Consider the following 25,072-nt stretch of genomic DNA (forward strand, 5'->3'; position numbering starts at 1 on the left):
CGTTATCAGACAAGCTTTCCAGCCTCCAGCCTCCAGCCTCCAGCCTCCAGCCTCCAGCCTCCAGCCTCCAGCCTCCAGCCTCCAGCCTCCAGCCTCCAGCCTCCAGCCTTTAAGCCCCAAAAATCAGCTTGGCAATATCCCGATAATGGCTGGCGAAATGTACAGTCATCCCTTCTTTCAGACTGTCCGGCAGTTCATCGTAATCCCTTTGGTTAGCTGCGGGCAGAATCACTTCCATAATCTTACTTCTGCGTGCGGCGATCACCTTTTCCCGGATACCGCCGACAGGCAGTACATGGCCGGTTAACGTGATTTCTCCGGTCATGGCCAGTGAGCGTGGCAGGGCTTCATTTCGAGCCAGAGACAGCAGGGCGGTGGTCATGGTAACACCGGCGCTGGGGCCATCTTTGGGTGTTGCACCTTCAGGCACGTGCAAGTGAATGGCGCTGTTATCAAAGAACTGCTCATCAACACCGTGTTTGGCCAGTTGAGAAGAGGCATAGCTGATTGCCAGCTCTGCTGACTCCTTCATCACATCGCCCAGCTTGCCGGTCAGTTTCAGACTACGGCCTTTGTTGTGTACTACACTGGCTTCAATCGGTAGTGTTGCACCGCCCATAGAGGTCCAGGCCAGACCTGTGACCACGCCAACACCTTTCAATACCTGTTCTTTACGGAAGATGGGGGCACCCAGATATTCCTCCAGGTTTTTTGCATTGACCTTGATACTATCCTGATCACTCTCCAATAACTGCACGGCCGCTTTACGCATAATTCGATGGAGCTGTTTTTCCAGCTGACGTACACCAGCCTCGCGGGCATAGCCTTCGATCACCTGCTTTAATGCGGCATCGGACAGGTCCACCTGCTTTTTCAGCAGTTTGGCGCGCTTTAACAGCTTGGGCCAGATATGATTTTTGGCGATCTGCAGCTTCTCTTCGGCGATATAGCCGGACAGGCGGATGGTTTCCATACGATCCAGCAGAGGCCCGGGAATGCTATCCAGTTGGTTAGCGGTACAGACAAACAGAACCTTGGACAGATCCAGACGCACATCCAGGTAGTGATCCAGAAACTCGCTGTTCTGCTCCGGGTCCAGAACCTCAAGTAGTGCAGAGGCCGGGTCACCCTGATAAGAGGCTCCAATCTTGTCGATCTCATCCAGCATAATCACCGGATTGCTCAACTCGACATCTTTCAATGCCTGAACCAGCTTACCAGGCATAGCGCCGATATAGGTACGACGATGGCCTTTGATTTCGGCCTCATCACGCATACCGCCAACAGAGAAACGATAGAAGGGGCGGCCCAATGCATCGGCAATGGAACGACCAATGGAGGTTTTGCCGACACCAGGAGGGCCAACCAATAAAAGGATAGAGCCAGAGACTTCACCTTTAAAGGAGCCTTCGGCCAGAAATTCCAGAATACGGTCCTTCACATCTTCCAGGCCATCATGATCCTGATTCAGCACCTCGCGGGCGTGTTTCAGATCCAGATTATCTTCTGTGGTGATGCCCCAGGGCAGACTGGTAATCCACTCCAGATAGTTGCGGGTGACACCATATTCAGCCGAGCCGGTTTCCAGCATGGAGAATTTATCCATCTCTTCCGAGATGCGTTTCTCTACCTGCTCAGGCAACGTTAGCTTGCTGATGCGCTCCTTAAATTCATCCAGTTCTGCTGTCTTATCGTCTTTGGAGATGCCCAGCTCGCGCTGGATCACTTTCATCTCCTCTTTCAGGAAGAATTTTCGCTGATTTTCGCTGACTTTCTGATTCACCTCTTCGCGGATTTCACTCTGTAAACGGGCGACCTCCAGCTCTTTTTGCAGTAGCGGCATCACCTTTTTCATCCGCTCCAATACGGGCAGCGTTTTTAAGATATCCTGAAGATCGTCTCCGTCTGCAGTGGTGATCGCCGCCGCAAAATCAGCCAGTGGTGAAGGTTCGTTGGTATCGAAATGATTCAGGTAGTTTTTCAGCTCTTCGCCATAGAGAGGGTTGAGTGGTAGTAGTTCCTTGATGGCGCTGATCAGCGCCATAGCGTAGGCTTTTACCTCATCACTGTCCTCAATCTCTTCTTTTGGATACTCCACTTCTACCAGATAAGGGGCTTCTTTATTAAGCCAGCGTACAATACGGAAGCGGCGCAGGCCTTGAGCGACAAACTGGATACCACCCTCTTCCAGGCTGACCTTATGCACCCGCGCAGCACAACCAATGGTGTTGAAATCCCGGTGATCAATCTCTTCGGGCTTAATATCGCCGACATAGCACAGACCAACAATGTGATGAGGCGTATCGGCCAGGCGTTCCATGGTTTTCTGCCAGCGTTGACGGCTGATTATCAGTGGCTGAACCTGGGCAGGAAAGTAGGGACGGTTATGTACCGGTAGCAGATAGATACGCTCAGGCAGAGCATCCGATGGTAAAATTAACGTGCCCGAACTATCAGTTGTACCTTGTTTGACATTGTCCGGTTCAGGTTGGCTGTTGTCCTGCTCGTTTGGAATCTCATTATCACTCATGGCATACCCTTTTGCTTAAGTGGCTGATCTGTCTGCTGGCTATAAAATAATAAAAACGCTGAAGAATACTGATGACGCGAATAGGCCAGGCAGATCGGCAAAATATTATCGTGTTGACTAATGGATATGGGCGACAGGATAAAATTCAATGCAAGCGAGAGTATTAATCCCGTTGTGAGACTAATTTGTTATCAATCAATTCAGAGAATGTTTAATCGGGATAGTTGATACTCAAGACATAGTAGACCTGTTCGCCGTCGGGGGCTTGTACAACGACTTCGTCATCCACGGACTTACCTAATAAGGCCCGTGCCATCGGTGAGTCGATATTGATCTTCTGCTGTTGTAGGTCTGCTTCATCTGGGCCAACAATCTGTAAGGCCATCCGTTCACCCTCTTCATGTTCCAGTTCTACCTTGGCAGAGAAGAAGATTTTACTTTGATCGGTCGGCTTGTCTGCAACAATGGTCAGTGCATCCAGACGCTTATCCAGAAAACGAATACGTCCCAGTGTTTTGTTTAACAGCTGCTTATTATAAGTGTAATCCGCGTTTTCACTGCGGTCACCCTGAGCGGCGGCTTCTTTAACCTTCTGCGCCAGTTCCGGGTGGCGCACCTTCCATAGGAAATCACGCTCCTGTTGCAGGGTATCGTAACCCTGTGGTGTGATCAGGTTGGTTTTTTTCTCGTTGCGGGGATCTTTTTTCGGGTCCCGCCAGCGTTGCATATTCCGGCCTTTCATAACTGTCTGTGGTTACCTGTTAATATCTGTGAAAACAGTGCGCAATATAGCAAAAAAAATGGCCCATGCAGAAACATGGACCATTGTAGCTCTTCAAGCTCAGTAGAGATCAGGTACGGAACTGTTTAATCAGGTTATTTAGATTATGAGCGTTCTGGGTCAACTCCTGACCCGAGGCTTTAATCAGTGATGTACCCTGCTCCGTTTCTTCGGAAACCTGTGCGATAGAAACCAGATTCTGGTTCAGTTCATCGGCGACGCTGCTTTGCTCTTCGGCAGCATTTACGATCTGAGCGTTCAGGCTGCTGATCTGTTGCATCGAGTCTGCAATAGTGCGGAAGGACTCACCAGCTTCGGCGGCCCGCTCCACCGTCGTCTCTGCCTTGGATTGGCTGGTTCTCATTGCATCAACCGCAATTTTTGATCGGCTCTGTAACTCGTGGATCATATCCTGAATCTGCTGAGTGGATTCTGCGGAGCGCTGTGCGAGTTGGCGCACTTCATCGGCCACCACGGCAAAGCCACGACCCTGTTCACCGGCTCGGGCGGCTTCAATCGCGGCGTTAAGTGCCAGCAGGTTGGTTTGCTCTGAGATGCCTCCAATCACATCCAGGATGCTTTCGATTTTGGCGGTATGACTTTCCAGCTCGTTAATCACCTCACTGGATTGCTGTACATCATGGGCCAGTTCGTTAATGCTGCGAGTGGCCTCTTCAACAATGCGCAGACCGTGTTCCGTTTGCTCATGGGCTGCTCGTGTGGCTTCATTGGCCTGTTCGGCAATACTGGCGGTCTGCTGTGCAGATGCGGCCATTTCATTCATGGCGGCAGCACTTTGTTCTGTTTCGGTACGCTGACGGGTGACACCCTTTGTGGTGCTTTCTGTAATTGTGCCCATCTGATTGATGGCTTCTGTCAACTGGCCTGTGGACTGGCCAACAGAGTTAACGATATTCTGGAACTTATCCATCATATGGTTAAAGGCACCGGCCATATCGCCCAGCTCATCCTTATTACTGATATCGACGCGCTGACGCAGATCACCGGAATCTTTTACATCTACCATCGTATTTTTCAGTCGGGTAATCTGGGTGGTAATCATATGGATAATAAACAGAGCCAGACCACCAATCAGCAGCGTCAGAATACCGACGGTGATGGAGTACTGTACAAGAGTCGCCCAGAAAATATCATCCATATCGTTCAGATAAATACCATTGCCGACGATCCAGCCCCAGGGTGCAAACCCTTTTACATAGGAGATCTTTGCCTGTGGTTCTTCATGGCCGGGTTTTGGCCAGAGATAGCTGACATAGCCCTCTCCTGCTTGTTTGACCACACCCACAAACTCGGTGAAGATTTTTTTGCCATTGGCATCAGCCAGACCGCTGAGATTTTTGCCATTGAGAGATGGTTTGATGGGATGCATCACCACCACGGCGTTCATATCATTGATCCAGAAATACTCATCTTTATCGTAACGCAGTCTTTCAATGGCCTTACTGGCCGCTTGTTGGGCTGCTTCCCGGGTCAGTGCACCGCTTTGTTCCTGGGCATAATAGTGGTGCAGGAAGCTGTATACGGTTTCAACCACATGCTTGGTCTTCTGCTTCCTATCTTCGAGCAGGTTTTCTTTCAGAGACATTAACGACACGCTGATGAGGACCGCAGTACCCATCGCCATCAGAGCGATAATGACCCAGAGTTTGTACTTGATTTTAATATTGCCCAACAGGTTATACATGGCAGTTATCCTGATACGTTGGTTAGCCGTTATTATTGTTTTTTTGATAAACGGTCTGTGACTAGATGGAGATTATTCAGCGTCCAGTGCTGGTCAAAATGTATACCAGCGCACACTATGAGAGTTATCCCGCCGGAACACATTGATCCTATGCAAAAAAATGCCATCTTTCTGTCAAAGAATGTAACTAAGCTACGGTTTTTTTAGCTTTTTTTGCTCTATCTATTAGTTGTTTCTGAAGCATGTGGGTTTCTGTATACATTGGATTAGAGTCGGTTAAGTGGATTTTACTCCCGCCTGGTTAAGCTTTTTTATGGTACTGTTCTGCACTTTGTCGCGCGTTTATCGATCAGGAATAGTAGTCGTCCGGTGGTGGTAAGCCTTTTAATAGGGGGTACGTCAGAATATCGGGTACGCCTTCTCTTTTGAGCTGGTTGATCCAGGGATAGATATCATAATTTACACGTTCGACCCGTGGAATCAGACGGTTACGAAACTGCTCAACAAGTAAGTAATGCACGTCTGAACTATCAGGTTGACTGGCAAAGCCGCAGGCCCCGCAGGAGGCGACAAAATGCCCTTCTGGCAGGTGTTCGATCCAGGGCTGGTGATCACTGCCTACCACTAAACCCTGACAGCGATACTGTTTGAGCCAGGCCATAATGAGTTCCCTATCCAGATTGTAAGCGTTCAGAGTATCTGGTAGCAGAAAGTCAGGTGTGCCGTAACAGGCTAATAGTGCGCCGCTTGGGGTTTGTAAGCGCACCAGATCGGTCCAGTGTTTCAGGTGTTTTTTATTTGCAGGGCTCAGGCTCTGTTTCGCCCGTGACATGGATGCATGATGATTAAACAAAGATACTTGTCCCGGTTGCTCCTTCAATAGCTGGCGCTCATGGCTGCCTTTCACCAGCCAGGTACATTGGGTTTGCAGAATAAACAGCGTTTCGTTGCTATGACCAAAGGCTCCCAGGCCATTGCCCAGAAACAGGCGGATACGGGCGCTTTGTCGCCTGGCTTGCAGCAAGCACGCCTTGAGCGCGGGCAGATTACCTTCTGCCCCGGCAATCAGGGCAACCGGTCGGATGTCCAGATACTGTAATTGAACGAATGCCATGGCAGCCTCCATGATACTGCTACCTTCAACCTACCCCTAAGTATAGATCAGTATAGAAGGTGATTTGTCACTGCAATTAAACTTGCTATGCTGAGAGTCTGAAATAGGGTGATGAGCCTGAAATCTCTGTCACAAAAAACGGCCATAAAAAACGGCCACAAAAAACGTCCATAAATAGCCAAAAAAGTAGCAACAGAAATAGCCATGCGAGATGTCACGATATTAGCAATGAGTAACAAGTTGACCCGTCGTTATCACAGGGATGATGTTCAGATCATCAAGCGGGAAGAAGCCTATCAGGGCTTTTTTCGTATGGAAAAGCTGCATCTCAAACAGCGCCGTTTTGATGGCCAATGGAGCGAGACGTTTACCCGAGAGATATTTGTCCGGGGCGATGCGGTGGGCGTGTTATTATACGACCCTCGTAGCGACCAGCTGTTGATGGTAGAGCAGTTCCGTCCCGGTGCTTTATACGATGAAACACAAAGCCCATGGATGTTTGAGATTGTGGCCGGTATGACAGAAGAGGGAGAAACCCTGGAAGATGTTGTACGCAGAGAGGCTCAGGAAGAAGCCGGTTGTGATATCGAAGCGCTGGAGAAACTGTTTAGCTACTGGGTGAGTCCCGGTGGTATGGATGAGCAGATCGCACTGTTTTTAGGTGTCATCGACAGCCGCAAGGTGACAGAAGGGGTCTATGGTTTGGATGACGAACACGAGGATATCCGGGTCGAACTGGTGGACTTTTCTGAAGCCGTAAGAGGGTTACAAGATGGTCGTATTAACAATGCTATGGCCATCATTGCCCTACAGTGGTTGCAGCTGAACCGTGAGCGGCTGCAGCAACAATGGTGTCAATCCTAGAACGAGATAATCGATAGCTGGCAGTAACGCTGGTTTGAAAGATAAGCGGTTCGCGCTGACGAGGGGAACGAGCAGTCAAACCAGCAAGCCAGAGAGTAGAGTGTAACCATGCAACGAACCAAAAATCCTAACCCCTGGGCCAAAAAGAAAGCCTATGTCGTCGATCTAAAACGACAGATGGCCGAGTGCGAAACCAACTATCTGCGCTTATTGAAACTGCTGCCTGATCTGGAAGAGAACGATAGCTGGCGTTTTGCGGTCAGTGATGAATCGCTGCATCTTGGGGAGCTGGCGATTAAAGTGACCGAGCGCAGTAAATACACCACCCTGCTGCGTATCTGGCAGCAGGACAGCTGGGGGCATTGGTTGAGCCAGCCTGAATTGTCCGTGCGTATGTACCACGATGCCCGTATGGCGGAAGTGGTGGGGTATCAAAAGCAACGTCACTTTGATGGCCGTTACCGCTACCCGAATCCGAAAATGCGCCAACCTGATGAGAAGATGCAGATTAATCTGTTTCTGGCCGAATGGCTGACCCATCTGAAAAACTATGGCCACAGTGTTGAGGCGGTCGGTTTGCCCTCCTAACACATCAGCTATCCCGATCATTACAACGATCCAAATAATCAGAACTATACACATTATTAGAAAAGACCCTGACATGTCCGTGAGAGATTCCCTATCTGTGGTGCAGCTGACCGATCTGCACCTGCTGGCTGATCCTGAACAAGATTTTAAAGGCCAGAAGCCTTGGCACAATTTGGTTGCTGTGCTGGAGCAAAGCCTGAAAGCCCATCCGGTGGATCTGTTTCTACTGACTGGAGATTTAAGTCAGGATGAATCCGTTGAAAGCTATCAACAGCTGTATCAACTGATGCAGGAGACCGGTGTGCCTTGGCACTGGATTCCCGGTAATCACGATAGTGTCGATCTGATGCAGGCGTTGCATCCTATTGATTTTTCTGTTGTTAGCGGCGAATGGCAGTGGTTATTACTGAATTCTCAATCCGGTCAGCCTCACGGTGAGTTGGATGAGTCTCAGCGTCAGCAGCTGCTGCAGGCACTGGAACAACCTCAAGCGTTGTATCAAGCGATTGCGATTCATCATCAGCCTTTACTGGTTGGTCCGGGCCGTCAGGGGGAAAACCATAATCCGCTAATGGATAATAGTGAGGCCATTGCCGGAATTGATAGTATTCCCCTGCGCGATCAAGGCTGGTTATGGCAAACACTCACTGGTTTCCCGGCAGTAAAAACCGTGATCTGTGGTCATGTGCATCAGGAGCAACATCTGGTAAAAGATCAGCTGAGTTTATTGACCACACCGGCCACCAGTATTCAATTTGCCTCTGATATCAATGAGTTCCAGATAGCAGATCTGGCACCGGGTTATCGTTGGTTAAACCTGATGCCTGATGGCCATGTGGAAAGCCGGGTTTATCGCCTGGAAAATTAGTGCTTCTTATTCGATAAAGTTATCAACAAAGTATTTTAAATAATTTGACGTAATTAAGGATTCCGTTTTTACTACGCCCATTGGGGTTAGTACGTCCGCATATCGAAGCGGATAACATGACGGGCTTAAGTGAGACGATCAAGACAACGGATCGCTTAAGACAGACACCTGAACCTGAACAAATAACCCAACCAATTCCAACCGGATGAGCGGACTCTTTTAGACTCAGACCGGTTTTTTTGACTTTTAGCAGGAGTGGATCATAACAATGATATCGCCCGAACGCCTGACGCACCTGAAACAGCTGGAAGCGGAAAGCATCCATATTATTCGGGAAGTTGCCGCAGAGTTTGACAACCCTGTGATGCTGTATTCTGTCGGTAAAGACTCTGCCGTAATGCTGCATCTGGCTCGTAAAGCTTTCTACCCAGGAACACCGCCGTTTCCACTGATGCACGTGGATACCACCTGGAAGTTCCGTGAAATGATCGAGTTCCGTGACAAGATGGCGGCAGAGGCCGGTATGGATCTGATCGTGCATACCAACGAAGAAGGTCGGGCGGCGAATATCAACCCATTCGATCACGGCAGCCGTAAGTACACGGACGTGATGAAAACTCAGGCTCTGAAGCAGGCATTGAACAAGTACCGCTTTGATGCTGCGTTTGGTGGTGCCCGTCGTGACGAAGAGAAGTCCCGTGCGAAAGAGCGTGTTTACTCCTTCCGTGACAAATTCCACCGTTGGGACCCTAAAAGTCAGCGTCCTGAGCTGTGGAACCTGTACAACAGCAAGGTGAACAAAGACGAGTCCATTCGTGTATTCCCGCTGTCCAACTGGACCGAGCTGGATATCTGGCAGTACATCTATCTGGAAGAGATTCCGATTGTACCTCTGTACTACTCAGATAAACGTCCTGTGGTTGAGCGTGATGGTACCCTGATCATGGCAGATGATGAGCGTATGCCGCTGGCCGAAGGTGAAGAGCCAGAAATGCGTTCCGTGCGTTTCCGTACGCTGGGTTGTTACCCGCTGACCGGTGCGGTGGAATCGACCGCAGCGACCTTGCCTGACATTATTCAGGAAATGCTGCTGACCACCACTTCTGAGCGTCAGGGTCGTGTGATCGACCATGATGGCGCGGGCTCCATGGAGCAGAAGAAGCGCGAAGGTTACTTCTAGCCGGAAAGGCTTTAGGCTGGAGGCCTGAGGCTTGACGAAAAGGGTGCCAAATGGATTTTGAGAAGCTAGACGTATGGAAAATGTCCGCCCGATTATCGGCAGATTTATACAAGAACCTGAGAAACCTGAACGATTGGGGATTTAAAGATCAGATTACCCGTTCAGGTCTGTCTGTACCCAGTAATATTGCAGAGGGTATGAGCAGAGAAAGTGCAAAAGAAAGACTCAGGTTCTTAAGCATCGCTAAAGGCTCTTGCGCAGAGCTGAGAACTCAAATTTATATCGGTATCGATATAGGCTATATCGAGAGACAGGCTGGTCAGGACTGGATTCAGCAAACCAAACGAATAGCCGCTATGTTATCGGGACTGATGAATAAGATTAAGGTGGAGCTTGAACCTGGTTCGTCCAGCCTCAAGCCTCCAGCCTCAAGCCTATGAGGACACAAAATGTCTCACCAATCCGACTTGATTGCGGAAGATATTGAAGCGTATCTGAAACAGCACGAACAGAAAGACCTGCTGCGTTTTATCACCTGCGGTAGCGTGGATGATGGTAAAAGTACCCTGATTGGCCGCCTGCTGCACGATTCCAAAATGATCTATGAAGATCAGCTGGCTGCGATCAGTAAAGACAGCAAGAAAAGCGGTACCACTGGTGAAGAAGTGGATCTGGCGCTGCTGGTAGACGGTCTGCAATCCGAGCGTGAGCAGGGTATCACCATCGACGTGGCATACCGTTATTTCTCTACCGATAAGCGTAAATTTATTATTGCCGACACCCCAGGGCACGAGCAGTACACCCGTAACATGGCGACCGGTGCATCCACTGCATCACTGGCGATCATCCTGATCGACGCTCGTCATGGTGTACTGACCCAGACCCGTCGTCACAGCTTTATTGTCTCCCTGCTGGGCATCAAACACGTGATCGTGGCGGTGAACAAGATGGACCTGGTCGAGTACGGTGAAGAGCGCTTTAACGAGATCGTGGCGGACTATAAAGAGTTTGCCAAAGATCTACGTATTCCTGACTTCCAGTTTGTACCGGTTTCCGCTCTGAAAGGCGAAAACGTGGTAGAAAACAGCACGCAAATGCCTTGGTACCAGGGTGAGCCGCTGATGAACATTCTGGAAAACGTTGAAGTTAGCCATGATATCGCACTGGAAGATCTGCGCTTCCCAGTACAGTACGTGAACCGTCCTAACCTGGACTTCCGTGGTTTCTGCGGCACGGTAGCTGCAGGTGTAGTGCGTAAAGGTCAGCAGATCACAGCGCTGCCATCGGGCAAGACCAGCACCGTTAAATCCATTATCACCTACGAAGGTGAACTGGAGCAGGCGCAGGCTGGCTCAGCTATTACGGTGACCCTGAACGACGAGATCGATATCTCCCGTGGCGATGTACTGGTTGAAACCGGTAAAGATGCTCTGGTCAGCAACTGTTTTAGCGCTCACCTGGTGTGGATGCATGAGCAGCCACTGGAAGTCGGCAAGCAGTACAACTTTAAAGTCGGTACCGATTTCACCACCGGTTATGTGACCAGCATTGAACATCAGATCGACGTGAATACCCTAGAAAAATCCAGTACCGATGAGCTGCCACTGAATGGCATCGCACTGGTTACCGTTGAGCTGACCGAAGCGGTGGTATTTGATCCTTACCAGGACAGCCGCTTCACCGGTAGCTTTATCGTGATCGACCATCTGTCCAATGGCACTATCGGTGCAGGTATGATCGAAGCCGCTGCTGAGCAAAGCGAGCAAACTGCAGTTGGCCCAGTCAGCGCCTTCGAGCAGGAGCTGAACGCTCTGATTCGTAAGCATTTCCCGCACTGGGAAGCTAAGGATGTCAGCAAGTTGCTGAAATAATTCTCCTTGAAGCAAACGTTACTCTGATTTGAGTGACGTTTTGTTTGTTGATTTTACCGCCAACTCAGTAATGCGTTTGGCGGTTTTTTTATGGTGTGACTTGTTTAGCCAATGAGGTAAAATTTTTCGACTCTAGTATTTCTTGCAGTCATTGGATAAGGGTTCCTATTACTTATGCGCTTAACACGATTAAAAATTCAGAACTTTCGTTGTTTTGAGCAGTTTGAATTAGATCTACATCCGAATCTAACCGTATTAATTGCACCGAATGGGGCAGGTAAAACGACTCTGTTGGATGCTGCACGGATTGCAGTCTGGCCTTTTGTAAAAGCGTTTGATCTGGGTGGTCAAACGGGTAAATCTGCAACTATTCAACCAGATGATGTGAGGCGCTTACCTCTTCAAAGAGGTGTGATGGAGCCTGTTCTGCCCTCGAGTATTGAGGCTTCAGGTTTTTGGCCAGAACTGAATACCAATACCACTAAGTCAGAGGCATTATTGTTTTCTGAGGCAGATCTGCAATGTGTTTGGCTGCAAACGCGCGAGAAAATTAAAAAGGGGACTAATACTCTAGGCGATAAAGGAACAAAGGGGCTTACCCAATTAGGTAAAGCCTTCCAAGCCAGTCAATTTAACTCACTTGATTCGATTGCTTTATCAGAGGCTTCGATAGGCTTTCCGGTGATCTCTTATCTTGGAACTGGTCGCTTGTGGTATCAGGGACGATATAGCTCTCAAGTTAAGGATAAAAAACTAGAACAGGATGCCTTTTCCAGAAGTTGGGGTTATAGAGACTGTTTAACTGCCTCATCAGCTTATAAACAGTTCGAAGACTGGTTCGGTTGGATTTATCGTAGCTACAGGGAAAAGCAAATTGAGGCACTTGAGCGTAGTACATCAATAGATTCAAACGATCAATGGCTGAAAGATAGTATTGATGTAGTTGTGAAGGCTGTTGATGAAGTTGTCGCCCCGATAACCGGTTGGGGGAAAATTGCATATAGTTCTAGCAATCAGCAGCAGATTGTCTTAAGCCATAAAGAACACGGCATAATGCCTTTAAGTATGTTAAGTGATGGTTTGAGAAACACTATTGTAATGGTTGCAGATATTGCATTTCGTTGTAGTAAGTTAAACCCTCATTTGGGAGCAAGAGCTGCTTTAGATTCATACGGGGTCATTATGATTGATGAAGTGGATATGTTTCTTCATCCCGAATGGCAACAGCAGATTTTAGGGGCTCTGCGTCGAGCTTTTCCCAAAATTCAGTTTATCGTTACCACCCATAGTCCTCAGGTTTTAACCACGGTTCCAAAAGAATGTATTCGTCTTATTGATGGCGATCGAGCGGTTGAACCTTCAGTTCATACTTTGGGAGAGGAAAGCAGGACCGTTTTGGAAGATGTAATGCACGTATCCTCTAGGCCTAGAGATGAATATTCAGATCTGTTGACTCAGTACCTAAAGAAGATTAACCGAGGTGACATTGATAGCACTGAAGTCTTGCAGATGAGAGCTGGTTTAGAGCGTCATTATGGTGCAAATCATGATCAGTTACAGCTCGCAAATACAAGAATTAATTACTGGCGGGCAGTGCGTCATACGGAATAGTCGTTAATGAAGTATTTTTCTCATGAAGATCAGGCACCACTGCTATTAGGAAAGAGGCAGTTAAAACCTGTTGATAATCCTGGCGGAGCTTGGCGTAACTACAAAAAGGGAGAAAGGGGACGTGGGAGAGTGCATGAGTTAACCACTAACCTGCTGGTATGTCAGAAGTCACTTTGTGCGTATTGTGAGATCAGTCTACTACACCCGCAGTTGGGTTTTCATATCGAACATATTCTTTCCAAATCACTAAACCCAGAGCTTACTTTCGAATATAAGAATCTAATGCTGTCGTGTTTTAAAGGTGGTGGTGAGGTTCCTGCCTCAGAAGAAGACCCATATCCTGTCAGCTGCGGTCACGCACTACTCAAATCAAGCAATGAGTTCGATGAAGCTCTGTTTATCAGGCCAACGGAAGCTGATTGTGAGCGTTATTTTTTCTATGAGCTTGATGGGGAGATTGTTCCTCATGATAATCTAAATGCTCAGGAATCAGAGCGAGCGCAGCACACGATTGATGTTTTGAACCTGAACTGCCGACGCTTAAAGCGCTTAAGGGGGGATGTCATTGATCAACTATCTCGGTTGAGTGCAGAGTTGGTTAAGCAGCCAGAGCAATTACAGTTCTTTATTCAACAAGAGTTGAGTGCTCGAGAAGGTGCGCTGGTTTCATTTTGGACAACCAGAAAACAGCTTCTCATTCCTGATTAACTTCATTATGCCTACATCAGCTACTCTGAAGGAGCATCGAAGAGTTTTCCTCGGATGCTCTCTTATTTTGTACTTGATGACCGCCTAGCAGCAGCCACCCTCTGTGCTATTTTCACCTACCAGATGTGCCAAGGCGTAGCAGTCACGCCCCGGGCTGCTCCCAGGTCCAATATGTTGGTGTTTTCAAGCAGCTGAGGCGCCACTAAACCGCAGTTTATAGTAGCAGGCCATCGCCTTATCATGAATCAATCTCAGTGTCTTTTTCAGCAAACCTTGGCTAATACCTGAATTTAATTGAGCTTGCGTAACGTAGTAAAATCTTTATACAAGGGTAAAGGCTTCCCTTTATGCCACCGCGCAGCCATAGTGCGGGCTTCAGCTAGCTGATCATCTGTTAGCAGATGGGTGCTGTGATTGATGCTTTTTTTTGCCAGAGAATGGCTTTTTTCTGCCGCCAGTATCTTGAGTGTTTGAGCCATGACTGGGTTGGCGGTTACCCCTAGTCCTAATTCATATAGTCCACTTAAATAATATAGTGCTTCACTATGTCCCTGCTCTGCAGCTAAGCGAGCCCACTTTACTGATTCGTTATAGTTCTTCTGTACGCCATCCCCCGTTCGAAACATGATGCTGAGATTATATTGTGCTTCGGCATAACCCAGGTTAGCGGCTTGATGATACAGCTTGGCTGCTTTGGAGTAGTTTTTCGAGACACCTTTACCTTGGTCGTACATAAGTGCTAAGTAATATTTAGCCTCTGGCATTTTCTGCGAGCCTAATGTTTTGAAGATGTCATATGCTTCAGAAAAATCTTTTTGCTGGAATGCCCTGACTCCTTCATTAAAAGATTTGGCGTATGTCGGTAGGAGGCTTAAAGACAAATATAACAAAATGGGGCTGATAATATATTTGTTCATGAGGATTAGCTTTTAAGTTTGATAATAGATGTTTTTCAAAAATAGGTTTTTTACTCTATGGTGGATTCTATATAAATCTTAAGATAAGTGCTATTACACGACATTACATGTCGATACGTGCCTTTGCATGGTTTAACAATCTGTGTGGGGGCTAATTGGTCTCGCTCTTCTACGCGATTGTTTTTGACGATTGAGTTGATAGATATTAATAGCTTATAACTTTGACTAAATTGCCACAGAATACGTATCAGTACTGCAATTTGGCAAGACTTGGGGTCGAAGTGTGTGATTGGCTCTATGCTGAATGACAACGTATTCCGATGACGGGAGTTTTCTATGTTTAATCGCTTATCCATTACCCGGGCGTTACAGCTGTCTTTTGGGGCCGCTATAGCCGCGACACTGTTACTTGGTATCTATCTGTTACTGGCGATTAATAGCGTTCAGCAGCAGTTTGTCACTGTGGTTGATCGTAATGTCAGCCTGTTAACCACGGTATCTGATCTGCGCTATTACACGGTGACTTATCGCCGCTTTGCTCTGGACTATGGCTTGACCAATGATCAGGCTGAGCACAATAAAATTCTGCAAACCATTCAGTACAACGATGAACAAGTGGCTGAGGCGATGTCTCATATGAATTCCCTGGCCGATACTGCGCAGATTCGTAATGATCTCGAAGACTATCGTCGTCGCATTGATGATTATCGGGGTATGCAGGAAAACTATATTCGGCTGATTGATGATGGCAGGATCGATGCCGCGCGCCGTGAGATGTTAGGGCCCATGTTGGCTCCTTTTAATGCCATTGTGGATCTGTTAGGTCGCTTACAGCAGGATCTGGAAAAAGAAGCGATTGATATTAAGCTGGCAGAGGCCAGAAATATTGAATCTCTGATTATGCAGACGGCGGTGATCGGTGTGCTGGTGGCGGTTGCAATTCTGATTATGGGCGTTGCGATATCCCGTAAAGTCAGCCGCCCGTTGGATAAACTGATTTCCCAGATGCAGGCTGTTGAGCGGGGACATTTACATCAAAAGCTGGACCCGGCCGATTTTGCCAAGGATGAGTTGGGTGCGGCAGCCAAATCCTTTACCCGGATGCAGGATGGTTTGACTGTGTTGGCAAGGGAGATCAACGACAGCGTAGCGACACTTGAAGCAACCAGTTGTCAGTTGCAGCAAAGAGTGAATGAGACCTCGCTCAGCCTGGAAACTCAACGCAGTGAGATCGCGCAGATAGCGACGGCGACAGAACAGATGCAGGCCGGTTTTGTTGAGGTGACTCACCGCACGGTTGAAGCCTCTGAACAATCCAGTCAGGCGCAGCAGGAAGCCCATGACAGCCAAAGTAATATTCAGCAATCAGTGCTGCAGAGTGAGGCGTTATCAACGGCATTAACCCGTACGGCTGAGGTGGTTTTGAAACTGCAGGAAGACAGCCATAGTATCAGTGTGATCTCGGAAGTGATCGGCACCATTACCGAGCAAACCAATCTGCTGGCACTGAATGCGGCGATTGAGGCGGCACGGGCCGGAGAAGCAGGGCGAGGGTTCGCGGTGGTGGCTGATGAGGTACGTCAGCTAGCGCAGAAAACGCAATCATCGTTGGGTGAGATTGCCGAGATTATCACCTCGCTGCAAAGCCATGCAGGACAAGCGGCTGAGATGATGACCACCAGCCAAGAACAGATGCAGATGGGGCTGGACCAGGTGCGTCAGGCGGGGACATCCTTTGGCAATATTTTGATGGCTTCTGAAACGATTGCCGGTATGAGCCGCCAGATCGCGACAGCCACGGAAGAGCAAACTCAGGTGGCCCGTAATCTGGGTGACAGCGTGGGTACGATTCATGCGGCATCGGACAGTATTGCACAGGGGGCCTTGGCTACGGAGCAGGCCTGTCAGGCACTGCAAAATGAAAGTGAACATCTGAGCCAGCTAGCTTCCCGCTTTAAGCTATAGCCAGATTATTCAGTCGGTTCGTTTATCTGCTGCCTATCCGTGTCATGCTGCGCGTAATACGGGCTGACTGATTGAGTGCTGTGATCATCTCTCTCTTATGTCTGCGATGGGGCTCCTTTAAAGGATTATGGCTGGGGGAACCAATCGTAGACTTATCACTCTTATTCACACTAACTCTGTGAAATCATTCGCTTTATAGCTGACCTTTGGCATCCTGGCATGCTTTAATCATGTTGGATTGCTGCAATTAACACAGGATGATGTTATGCCCGATTGTCCGTTGCCTCTGGTTCTGGCCGGTCCGATACTGCGCCGTTTAACCCCTGATCGTTTAACCTTCTGGTTAGCGACGACCTCGCCTGTGCAACTGCGTTTAACGCTGTTGCCTGAGAATGGCAGTGCCCGTTTTATTGATCAGTCGGTTATGACCGATGCGTGTTGTGTGTTGGTGGCGGGTGAGTCGCTCTATTTCTGTCTGATCGATCTGGCGTTAAATGAGCCATTACCGCAGGATTGCTGGATCGGTTATCAGCTGGAGTTGATGCCTGAGGAGCAATCGGAGACAGCCAGTTGGCAAAACTGGCGTCAGTGGGCCCCAGATCTGTGCTATCCCGGTAAGGATACGCCAGGTTTTGTGCTGCGTTCCAAGTTGGATCGCCTACTGCACGGTTCCTGTCGCAAGCCTCATTTCCCGGGGCAGGATGGTTTATTAAGAGCAGATCAACAGGTACAGGAGTATCTGCATGATCCAGCGCTCTGGCCCGCGTTGTTAATGATGAGCGGAGATCAGATCTATGCGGATGATGTAGCCGCGCCTATGCTGGTAGCGATTCATGAGCTGCTGGGTTTACTGAAGCTACCGGTCGAGACGCTGCCGGGGGCTAAACTGGATAGTACTCATGAGCTGCATGGCAGTCAGGCTTATTACTATCAGCGTGAGAACCTGCTACCGATGACCCGACCAGATAAGGATGTCAGAAAGCGGGTATTTGAAGGTGTACGCAAGCCGGTGTTTACAACGGATACGGCTCACAATCATCTGGTGTCTCTGGGTGAAGTGTTGGCGATGTATCTGTTGGTCTGGTCTCCTGCGGGGTGGACTGTGCTGCATCAGAATGAGCCTTTAGGCCTGGAGACTGCTCAGGCGGAACGCTACCGGAAAGAGTATGACAATCTGCAGCTGTTCAGTGACGGTTTGGCTCGTGTTCAGAGAGTGATGGCTCATCTGCCGGTGGCGATGATTTTTGATGATCACGATGTGACAGATGATTGGAATCTGACCGCCGGTTGGGAGCAGACCGCATACGAACACCCTTTCTCACGTCGCATTATCGGCAATGCATTATTGGGCTATCTGGTTTGTCAGGGGTGGGGGAATGCCCCTGAACGTTTTCCTGATACCTTAATGAATCAGGTCGGGCAGGTGTTGAAACAGCCTGGCACAGAAGCCCATGATCTGTTGGTTAGTCATCTGAACCGTTTTAATCAATGGCATTATCAATGGCCCACGAGCCCTGCCTTAGTGGTACTGGATACCCGCACCCATCGCTGGCGCTCGGAAAAAGGGCTGAATCAGCCATCAGGATTGATGGATTGGGAGGCGTTATCCGATCTGCAGCAACTGTTAATCGGTAAAGAAGCGGTGGTTATGGTATCCCCTGCGCCTGTTTTTGGTGTGAAGTTGATTGAGGCGGTACAGAAAGTATTCACCTGGTGCGGTAAGCCTCTAATGGTAGACGCCGAGAACTGGATGGCGCATCCCGGTGCTGCCTATGCCATGATGAATCTGTTCCGCCATGGGAATACACCGAAACATTTTGTCATTCTGTCGGGCGATGTGCACTACTCCTTTGTCTACGATATTGAGCTGAAAAGCGATAAACGTGGGCAGGATATCTGGCAGATCACCAGCAGTGGTATCAAAAACCAGTTCCCGGAAAAGCTACTGACAGTATTTGACCGTTTAAACCGTTGGCTCTACAGCCCGGTATCACCGCTGAACTGGTTTACCAAGCGGCGTAAGATGCGCATTATTCCGAGAAAACCAGACTCTGCGGACCCTGGAGAGCGTTTGTTGAATGCTTCGGGGATTGGTTATGTTGAGTTAAGTGATGATGGTCGGCCCACACTGGTGATGCAGCTATGTGCCGATGGGCGGGATATTGAATTTGACCCCAGAGAGCATGAGGCCCATTGGGATTAATCAGGGACGACGATGTGGATAACTGGGTTATCCACATCGTGAGGTGTTTGATATTAAAGGCGTTTTATTGGGCCCGAGCCGGTGTCAAAAACAGCTCCGGATTAACATACTCGCCATTCAGGCTAACGCTAAAGCCCAAGTGTGGCGTTGTAATCGGCGCGGCAAAACTCTTGCCAAAGATAATCTGTTTACCTGTAGTGCCGATCTTGCCGATCTCCTCACCACGATTAATCCACTGACCTTCACGTATACGGAAGTTAACGGCTTGCAAATGACTGTATTGAGTAAATAAGCCACTGCCGTGATCAAGTACCACATGAGTGCCTTGGTAGAACATATCTTTAATTAGAGCGATGCGACCACTGGCTGGCGCAATAACCCGCTGTCCTGACAGATCCACGCTGTTGTGGTTATAGACCAGTTCCTGATTATAAAAGATACGCTGGCCAAAGGGTTTCAGTATCTTACCGTTAGTGGGGTGCAGGAAGGGTCGACTATCGGGTTCGCCGTTGCTCCAATTTTGGATCACGCTATTAATCTGTTGCTCGTCTTTAGCGATGGTTTGGCGCTGCGTTGACGTGAGATCGGTACGTAGTGGTGCGCGGCTCGCGAGGCGTTTTTCACCGTTATATTCTGGCTCCACCACATCAATATACACGCTGCGGTTTTTACCACCGGGCTGGCGAATATCCAGACTGTGTTTACCTGCGCCCAGATTTTGCGATAAACCAACCCAGGCCACCCAGCGATCATCGCTGCGTTTATTATAGGCGCGGTTCATGGTGTAGACGCGTTTACCACGGAAATAGGCTTCCGGTACGCCTTCACCGATGGAGTTGGGCAGCTCAATAACGATGACTCCACCGGGTACTGGGTTTGCCCTGGGGTTGTACTCTGCGTGAGCAGGCAGGCTTAAAATAGCAGTCAGTAGTCCGGTAGTCAGTAAAGCACCAAAACTACGCCGACCTGTTAAGGGTGTGTTGTCACGCATAATAATCCCCTGAATTAACTCCTGACACGCATATTAGCGGAATTTTTCCTAATATGCTGCCCCGGTGCACAGGCCAGAAAAGTTTTTATGCACCAGTGGTTTATTGTTGTTTGTCCTGTACCTGGCAGACCAGTTTTCCCTGTGCCAGTTTTGCTGTCACGGTATCTCCGACGGCCACATGATCAGTGTGCCGGATAATCTCTCCGTTCGTATCTTCAACGATAGCATAACCCCGGGACAGAGTGGCTAATGGGCTAACTGTCTCAAGGCTATGGCTTAACTGTGCCAGTGTCTGTTTCTGTTTATCAAGTTGATTTTGCACACTTTTGTAGAGCCTTTGTTCCAAGCGGCTCAGGTTATCACTCAGTTGTTGCTGCTTTTTGTCAGGGCTGGCGCGAAGCAGGCGTTGGCTGAGTTGTTCCAGCTGTTGCTGAGTTTTCTGCTCCTGCTGCTGAAAACTGAAGTGTAGCCGTTTGCTTAGATTTTCCAGCTGGGCCTGTTGCTGTTGCATCTGTTCTTTGGGATGACGCAGTTGGGGGCGGTAGACCTGCAGTTGTTGTTTGTCCCGTTGCAGTCGTTGTTGCATCGCCTGGGTCAGACGTTGCTCCAATTGGCCCAGTAGCTGATCCTGTTGCAGCAGGCCTTGATAGCAGCGCTGGTATCTGTGTTCCAGATAATCCAGCTGTTGCTGGTGCTCCTGCAGCACACGTTGCATCGATTGCTCGATTTTGCTTTCTGCCTGCTGCAGCCAGTGTTGCCACTGATCCAAGTCCGGGCTGACCAGCTCTGCCGCCGCCGAAGGCGTTGGTGCTCTTAAATCGGCGACATAATCGGAGATGGTGATATCGGTTTCGTGGCCTACGGCGCTAACAATAGGAATATGGCTGGTAAAGATCGCTCTGGCGACGCGTTCATCGTTAAACGCCCACAGGTCTTCCAGACTGCCGCCGCCTCGACCGACAATCAGCAGATCAGCTGTGCCATGGAGATGAGCCAGCTCAATAGCGCGGGCGATAGAAGCTGGCGCTTCGGTGCCTTGCACCACTGCCGGGTAGATCACTACCTCGGCCAGTGGGAAACGGCGTTTTAGTACCGTGATCATATCTTTGACCGCAGCCCCTGTGGGCGAAGTGACCAGTCCGATCACATCCGGTATGGGTGGCAGTGCTTTTTTATAGCTGCGATCAAATAGGCCTTCTTCTTTTAAGCGATGCTTTAACGCTTCAAAGGCACGGATCAATGCCCCACGGCCCTGTTCCTCCATGGTCTCGGCAATCAGTTGATAATCACCTCGACCCTCGTACAGGCTGACTCGGGCATGCAGTTGCACTTTGTCGCCATTTTTCGGCTTAAAGGCCAGCATCTGGGCTCGGTTACGGAACATGGCACAACGCACCTGGCTTTGCTCATCCTTCAGGCTGAAATAGAGATGGCCGGAGCCCGGCGCACTTAAGTTGGATATTTCGCCTTGCACCACGATCAGCGGAAATTCACCTTCCAGTATCTGGCGTACCCGACGGTTCAGTTCCGTCACGGTAAACACCGGTTGGCCAATGTTGCTGACAGGGGAAGGTGAGGTGTGCATAAAGGTTCCGTTTAACTGTTTGATCACCGAAGATTTATCGCGCAGCTTATTGCCAGTCCATGATTCACAAGAAGGCGAAAAACACTGACTGCAAAAATGCTTAGTTTAACTCGGTTTAATAAGAGAAGTTTAACACTCTGGGGGGACTGATTCTGACGTTACTCCGCAGTTATTCCACAAGACAATAGCAAAAAGCAGAAAATACCGTTCATGAAATTGAAAACAGTAAAAGTTATGGTGCTTCAGGTTTACGGAAATTGAATCTTACGATAAAATAGCAGGTTAATCTTCTTTTTATCCTCACTGTTCAGCAGGCTCGCGGAATATGTTACGTATTGCTCAAGAAGCGCTTACTTTTGATGATGTTTTGCTGGTTCCAGGCTACTCCGAAGTTTTACCAAACGACGTTAGTCTGAAGACCCGAATTACCCGTGATATCACCCTGAATATCCCGCTGGTTTCCGCCGCGATGGATACCGTTACTGAAGCCCGTCTGGCGATTGCCATGGCTCAGGAAGGTGGTATTGGTATCATCCACAAAAACATGACCATCGCGCAGCAAGCTCAGCAGGTGCGTCAGGTTAAGAAACACGAAAGTGTTATCGTAAAAGATCCTGTTACCGTTACTCCAAACACCACCGTTCAGGAGTTGCTGGAACTGACCAATGAAACCCGTTTCTCTGGTATGCCTGTAGTCGAAGGCGACGAGCTGGTGGGTATCGTAACCAGCCGTGACTTCCGCTTTAAGCCAAATCTGGATGACGTTGTTGCTAACATCATGACACCAAAAGATAAACTGGTGACTGTGAAGCAAGGTGCGTCTCTGGATGAGATCAAAGCAAAGCTGCACCAGTACCGCATTGAAAAGATTCTGGTCGTGGACGATGAGTTCCACCTGCAAGGTCTGGTCACCGTTAAAGATATCGAAAAAGCCCGTACTTACCCGAACGCTTGTAAAGATGAAGACGGTCGTCTGCGTGTGGGTGCTGCGGTAGGTACTGGTCCAGAAACTCCTGATCGTGTGAATGCACTGGTTGAAGCCGGTGTTGACGTGATCGTTGTGGATACGGCTCACGGTCACTCTAAAGGTGTTATCGACCGTGTTCGTTGGGTGAAAGAAAACCACCCTCAGGTTCAGGTGATCGGCGGTAATATCGCCACAGCTGAAGCGGCGATAGCGCTGGCTGAAGCGGGTGCAGATGCCGTTAAAGTGGGTATTGGCCCAGGCTCTATCTGTACGACTCGTATCGTTGCGGGTGTGGGTGTACCTCAGATCTCTGCGGTGGCTAACGTATCTGATGCTCTGAAAAAATATGATATCCCTCTGATCGCAGACGGTGGTGTACGTTTCTCCGGTGACCTGGCTAAAGCGATTGTGGCGGGTGCCAGCGTGATCATGGTTGGTGGCCTGTTAGCCGGTACTGAAGAGGCTCCGGGTGAGATTGAGTTGTACCAGGGTCGTTCTTACAAGTCCTACCGTGGCATGGGTTCTCTGGGTGCGATGTCTCAGGCTCAGGGTTCCAGTGACCGTTACTTCCAGGACAAGAATGCGGGTGTAGAGAAACTGGTACCTGAAGGTATCGAAGGCCGCGTACCTTACAAAGGTCATATGAGTGCGATTGTTCACCAGCTGATGGGTGGCCTGCGTTCTTCCATGGGTTATACCGGTAGCGCGACAATCGAAGAGATGCGTACTGTACCTCAGTTTGTACAGATTACCGGTGCCGGTATGCGTGAATCTCACGTACACGACGTTCAGATCACTAAAGAAGCACCGAACTATCGGGTCGGCTGATTCGACTGAGCGCGTAAAAAAGTGGGGCATTTGTGCCCCACTTTTTGTTTAGCTCCAGTATTAAGTCACCGCTTTACTGCTTAGCTTAAAACTGTTGAGCAACACCGTTTCCTTTCGACAGTTGCTCGACTATGGTTTGAGCAATTGTTTGATAATTATTTTTGCAGGCTGTCCATTCCGGGCAGGCCGTCATTATTCTGATGGGTTGGTAAAACAATGAGCCAAGATATTCATGCTCAGAAAGTCCTGATTCTGGACTTTGGATCTCAGTACACTCAGCTGATTGCACGCCGTGTACGTGAGATTGGTGTTTACAGTGAGATTCGTGCCTTTGATATGAGCGAAGAAGAGATTCGCGAATATAACCCTAAAGGCATCATCCTGGCGGGTGGTCCTGAGTCGGTGACAGAAGAAGGTTCACCGCGCGCACCTGAGTGTGTCTTCAACATGGGGCTGCCAGTGCTGGGTATCTGCTACGGCATGCAGACCATGGCTGAGCAGATGGGCGGCAAGGTTGAAGGCTCCGATGTCCGTGAGTTTGGTTACGCTCAGGTGAAGATCGAAGCGGACAACACCCTGACCAAAGATATCAAAGATCATGTAGACACTGACGGCAAAGCACTGCTGGACGTCTGGATGAGCCACGGTGATAAAGTAGTGGCAATGCCGGAAGGCTTTGAGCTGATGGCATCTACCCCAAGCTGTGCTATCGCTGGTATGTTCAACGCCGAGAAGAACTTCTTCGGTGTACAGTTCCACCCAGAAGTGACCCATACCCTGCAAGGTGGTCGTCTGCTGGAGCACTTCCTGCTGGAAATCTGTGGTTGTGAAGCCCTGTGGACTGCAGCTAACATTATCGAAGACCAGATTGAGCGTGTTCGCGCTCAGGTGGGCGATCAGAAAGTCCTGCTGGGTCTGTCCGGTGGTGTGGATTCTTCCGTAGTAGCGGCACTGCTGCACAAGGCAATTGGCGATCAGCTGACCTGTGTATTTGTTGATAACGGCCTGCTGCGTAAGAACGAAGGCGATATGGTGATGGACATGTTCGCCAAGAACATGGGCGTTAAAGTGATCCGTGCCGACGTAGAAGAGCTGTTCCTGGGCAAACTGGCGGGTGTATCCGATCCAGAAGCCAAGCGTAAGGTGATCGGTAATACCTTTATCGAAGTGTTCGACGAAGAAGCGGCTAAGCTGAAAGACGTTAACTTCCTGGCTCAGGGCACCATCTACCCAGACGTGATTGAGTCTGCTGCGGCGAAAACCGGTAAAGCACACGTGATCAAGTCGCACCACAATGTGGGCGGTCTGCCAGAAGACATGAAGATGGAACTGGTTGAGCCGCTGCGTGAGCTGTTCAAAGATGAAGTCCGTAAGATTGGTCTGGAACTGGGTCTGCCATACGATATGGTTTACCGTCACCCATTCCCGGGACCGGGTCTGGGCGTACGTATTCTGGGCGAAGTGAAGAAAGAATACGCTGATATCCTGCGTGAAGCGGATGCGATCTTTATCGAAGAGCTGCACAACTTCGACTGGTACCATAAAACCAGCCAGGCATTTGTTGTCTTCCTGCCGGTTAAATCCGTAGGTGTAGTAGGCGACGGTCGTCGTTACGAGTGGGTTGTGTCTCTGCGTGCGGTAGAAACCATCGACTTTATGACCGCTCGCTGGGCTCACCTGCCATACGAGCTGCTGGAGAAGGTTTCCAACCGTATCATTAACGAGATCAGCGGTATCTCCCGTGTGGCTTACGATGTATCCAGCAAGCCACCAGCGACCATTGAGTGGGAGTGAGG

General features: G+C 49.3%; 19 protein-coding genes. 12 read left to right on the top strand and 7 right to left on the bottom strand.

Annotation, left to right across the window (positions count from 1 at the left end):
- Positions 1 to 109: 109 nt before the first annotated feature.
- The 4 genes from lon to H579_RS0102915 all read right to left on the bottom strand — a co-directional run bounded on the left by lon (position 110) and on the right by H579_RS0102915 (position 6,130).
- Entirely contained in the window at positions 110 to 2,530 is a 2,421-nt protein-coding gene (lon, locus tag H579_RS0102900) for an endopeptidase La (protein WP_028299429.1), read from the bottom strand.
- A 211-nt stretch (positions 2,531 to 2,741) separates the two neighbouring features.
- Entirely contained in the window at positions 2,742 to 3,272 is a 531-nt protein-coding gene (gene greB, locus H579_RS0102905) for a transcription elongation factor GreB (RefSeq protein ID WP_084623860.1), read from the bottom strand.
- 109 nt (positions 3,273 to 3,381) lie between these two features.
- Positions 3,382 to 5,016 (bottom strand): methyl-accepting chemotaxis protein, encoded by a 1,635-nt coding sequence (locus tag H579_RS0102910; RefSeq protein ID WP_028299431.1) that lies wholly within the window; start codon positions 5,014 to 5,016, stop codon positions 3,382 to 3,384.
- Between the two features lie 349 nt (positions 5,017 to 5,365).
- Positions 5,366 to 6,130, bottom strand: a complete 765-nt coding sequence (locus tag H579_RS0102915) for a hypothetical protein (RefSeq protein WP_157834543.1) — start codon at positions 6,128 to 6,130, stop codon at positions 5,366 to 5,368.
- Between the two features lie 228 nt (positions 6,131 to 6,358).
- On the opposite strand from H579_RS0102915, the gene H579_RS0102920 reads away from it, so the two are divergent.
- The 8 genes from H579_RS0102920 (at position 6,359) to H579_RS27565 (ending at position 13,820) form a co-directional block, all read left to right on the top strand.
- Positions 6,359 to 6,994, top strand: coding sequence for an NUDIX domain-containing protein (locus H579_RS0102920; protein WP_028299433.1), 636 nt, complete (start codon positions 6,359 to 6,361; stop codon positions 6,992 to 6,994).
- Positions 6,995 to 7,102: 108 nt separating this feature from the next.
- Positions 7,103 to 7,582 carry a DUF1249 domain-containing protein gene (locus tag H579_RS0102925; RefSeq protein ID WP_028299434.1) on the top strand — a complete coding sequence of 160 codons (480 nt, stop codon included), beginning with the start codon at positions 7,103 to 7,105 and terminating at the stop codon, positions 7,580 to 7,582.
- 73 nt (positions 7,583 to 7,655) lie between these two features.
- Positions 7,656 to 8,450 (top strand): metallophosphoesterase, encoded by a 795-nt coding sequence (locus tag H579_RS0102930; RefSeq protein ID WP_028299435.1) that lies wholly within the window; start codon positions 7,656 to 7,658, stop codon positions 8,448 to 8,450.
- 268 nt (positions 8,451 to 8,718) lie between these two features.
- Positions 8,719 to 9,630 carry a sulfate adenylyltransferase subunit CysD gene (gene cysD, locus H579_RS0102935; protein WP_036565175.1) on the top strand — a complete coding sequence of 304 codons (912 nt, stop codon included), beginning with the start codon at positions 8,719 to 8,721 and terminating at the stop codon, positions 9,628 to 9,630.
- 50 nt (positions 9,631 to 9,680) lie between these two features.
- Positions 9,681 to 10,070: a four helix bundle protein gene (locus H579_RS0102940; protein ID WP_028299437.1), complete on the top strand. Its 390-nt coding sequence runs from the start codon at positions 9,681 to 9,683 to the stop codon at positions 10,068 to 10,070.
- A 9-nt stretch (positions 10,071 to 10,079) separates the two neighbouring features.
- Positions 10,080 to 11,501 (top strand): sulfate adenylyltransferase subunit CysN, encoded by a 1,422-nt coding sequence (cysN, locus tag H579_RS0102945; RefSeq protein WP_028299438.1) that lies wholly within the window; start codon positions 10,080 to 10,082, stop codon positions 11,499 to 11,501.
- 174 nt (positions 11,502 to 11,675) lie between these two features.
- Entirely contained in the window at positions 11,676 to 13,112 is a 1,437-nt protein-coding gene (locus tag H579_RS23995) for an AAA family ATPase (RefSeq protein ID WP_051227255.1), read from the top strand.
- 6 nt (positions 13,113 to 13,118) lie between these two features.
- Positions 13,119 to 13,820: a retron system putative HNH endonuclease gene (locus H579_RS27565; RefSeq protein WP_084623864.1), complete on the top strand. Its 702-nt coding sequence runs from the start codon at positions 13,119 to 13,121 to the stop codon at positions 13,818 to 13,820.
- A 290-nt stretch (positions 13,821 to 14,110) separates the two neighbouring features.
- Here the strand turns inward: H579_RS27565 and H579_RS24005 are convergent, their stop codons facing one another.
- Positions 14,111 to 14,737: a tetratricopeptide repeat protein gene (locus tag H579_RS24005; protein WP_051227257.1), complete on the bottom strand. Its 627-nt coding sequence runs from the start codon at positions 14,735 to 14,737 to the stop codon at positions 14,111 to 14,113.
- Positions 14,738 to 15,073: 336 nt separating this feature from the next.
- On the opposite strand from H579_RS24005, the gene H579_RS0102965 reads away from it, so the two are divergent.
- On the top strand, positions 15,074 to 16,702 hold the full coding sequence (locus H579_RS0102965; RefSeq protein ID WP_028299439.1) for a methyl-accepting chemotaxis protein: 1,629 nt from the start codon (positions 15,074 to 15,076) through the stop codon (positions 16,700 to 16,702).
- Positions 16,703 to 16,967: 265 nt separating this feature from the next.
- Positions 16,968 to 18,905 carry an alkaline phosphatase D family protein gene (locus H579_RS0102970; RefSeq protein WP_028299440.1) on the top strand — a complete coding sequence of 646 codons (1,938 nt, stop codon included), beginning with the start codon at positions 16,968 to 16,970 and terminating at the stop codon, positions 18,903 to 18,905.
- 64 nt (positions 18,906 to 18,969) lie between these two features.
- On the opposite strand, the gene H579_RS0102975 is transcribed toward H579_RS0102970, so the two are convergent.
- Both H579_RS0102975 and xseA read right to left on the bottom strand, forming a co-directional pair.
- Entirely contained in the window at positions 18,970 to 19,896 is a 927-nt protein-coding gene (locus tag H579_RS0102975; RefSeq protein ID WP_028299441.1) for a peptidoglycan DD-metalloendopeptidase family protein, read from the bottom strand.
- A gap of 100 nt (positions 19,897 to 19,996) precedes the next feature.
- Positions 19,997 to 21,481, bottom strand: a complete 1,485-nt coding sequence (gene xseA, locus H579_RS0102980) for an exodeoxyribonuclease VII large subunit (protein WP_051227258.1) — start codon at positions 21,479 to 21,481, stop codon at positions 19,997 to 19,999.
- Between the two features lie 325 nt (positions 21,482 to 21,806).
- On the opposite strand from xseA, the gene guaB reads away from it, so the two are divergent.
- Both guaB and guaA read left to right on the top strand, forming a co-directional pair.
- The gene (gene guaB / locus H579_RS0102985) at positions 21,807 to 23,276 is read left to right on the top strand and encodes an IMP dehydrogenase (RefSeq protein WP_028299443.1); all 1,470 of its coding nucleotides are present in this window, start codon (positions 21,807 to 21,809) and stop codon (positions 23,274 to 23,276) included.
- A 216-nt stretch (positions 23,277 to 23,492) separates the two neighbouring features.
- Positions 23,493 to 25,070: a glutamine-hydrolyzing GMP synthase gene (gene guaA, locus H579_RS0102990; protein ID WP_028299444.1), complete on the top strand. Its 1,578-nt coding sequence runs from the start codon at positions 23,493 to 23,495 to the stop codon at positions 25,068 to 25,070.
- Positions 25,071 to 25,072 lie beyond the last annotated feature (2 nt).

Origin of the sequence: Oceanospirillum beijerinckii DSM 7166, from assembly GCF_000422425.1 — a bacterium.
Taxonomy (GTDB): Bacteria; Pseudomonadota; Gammaproteobacteria; order Pseudomonadales; family Halomonadaceae; genus Oceanospirillum; species Oceanospirillum beijerinckii.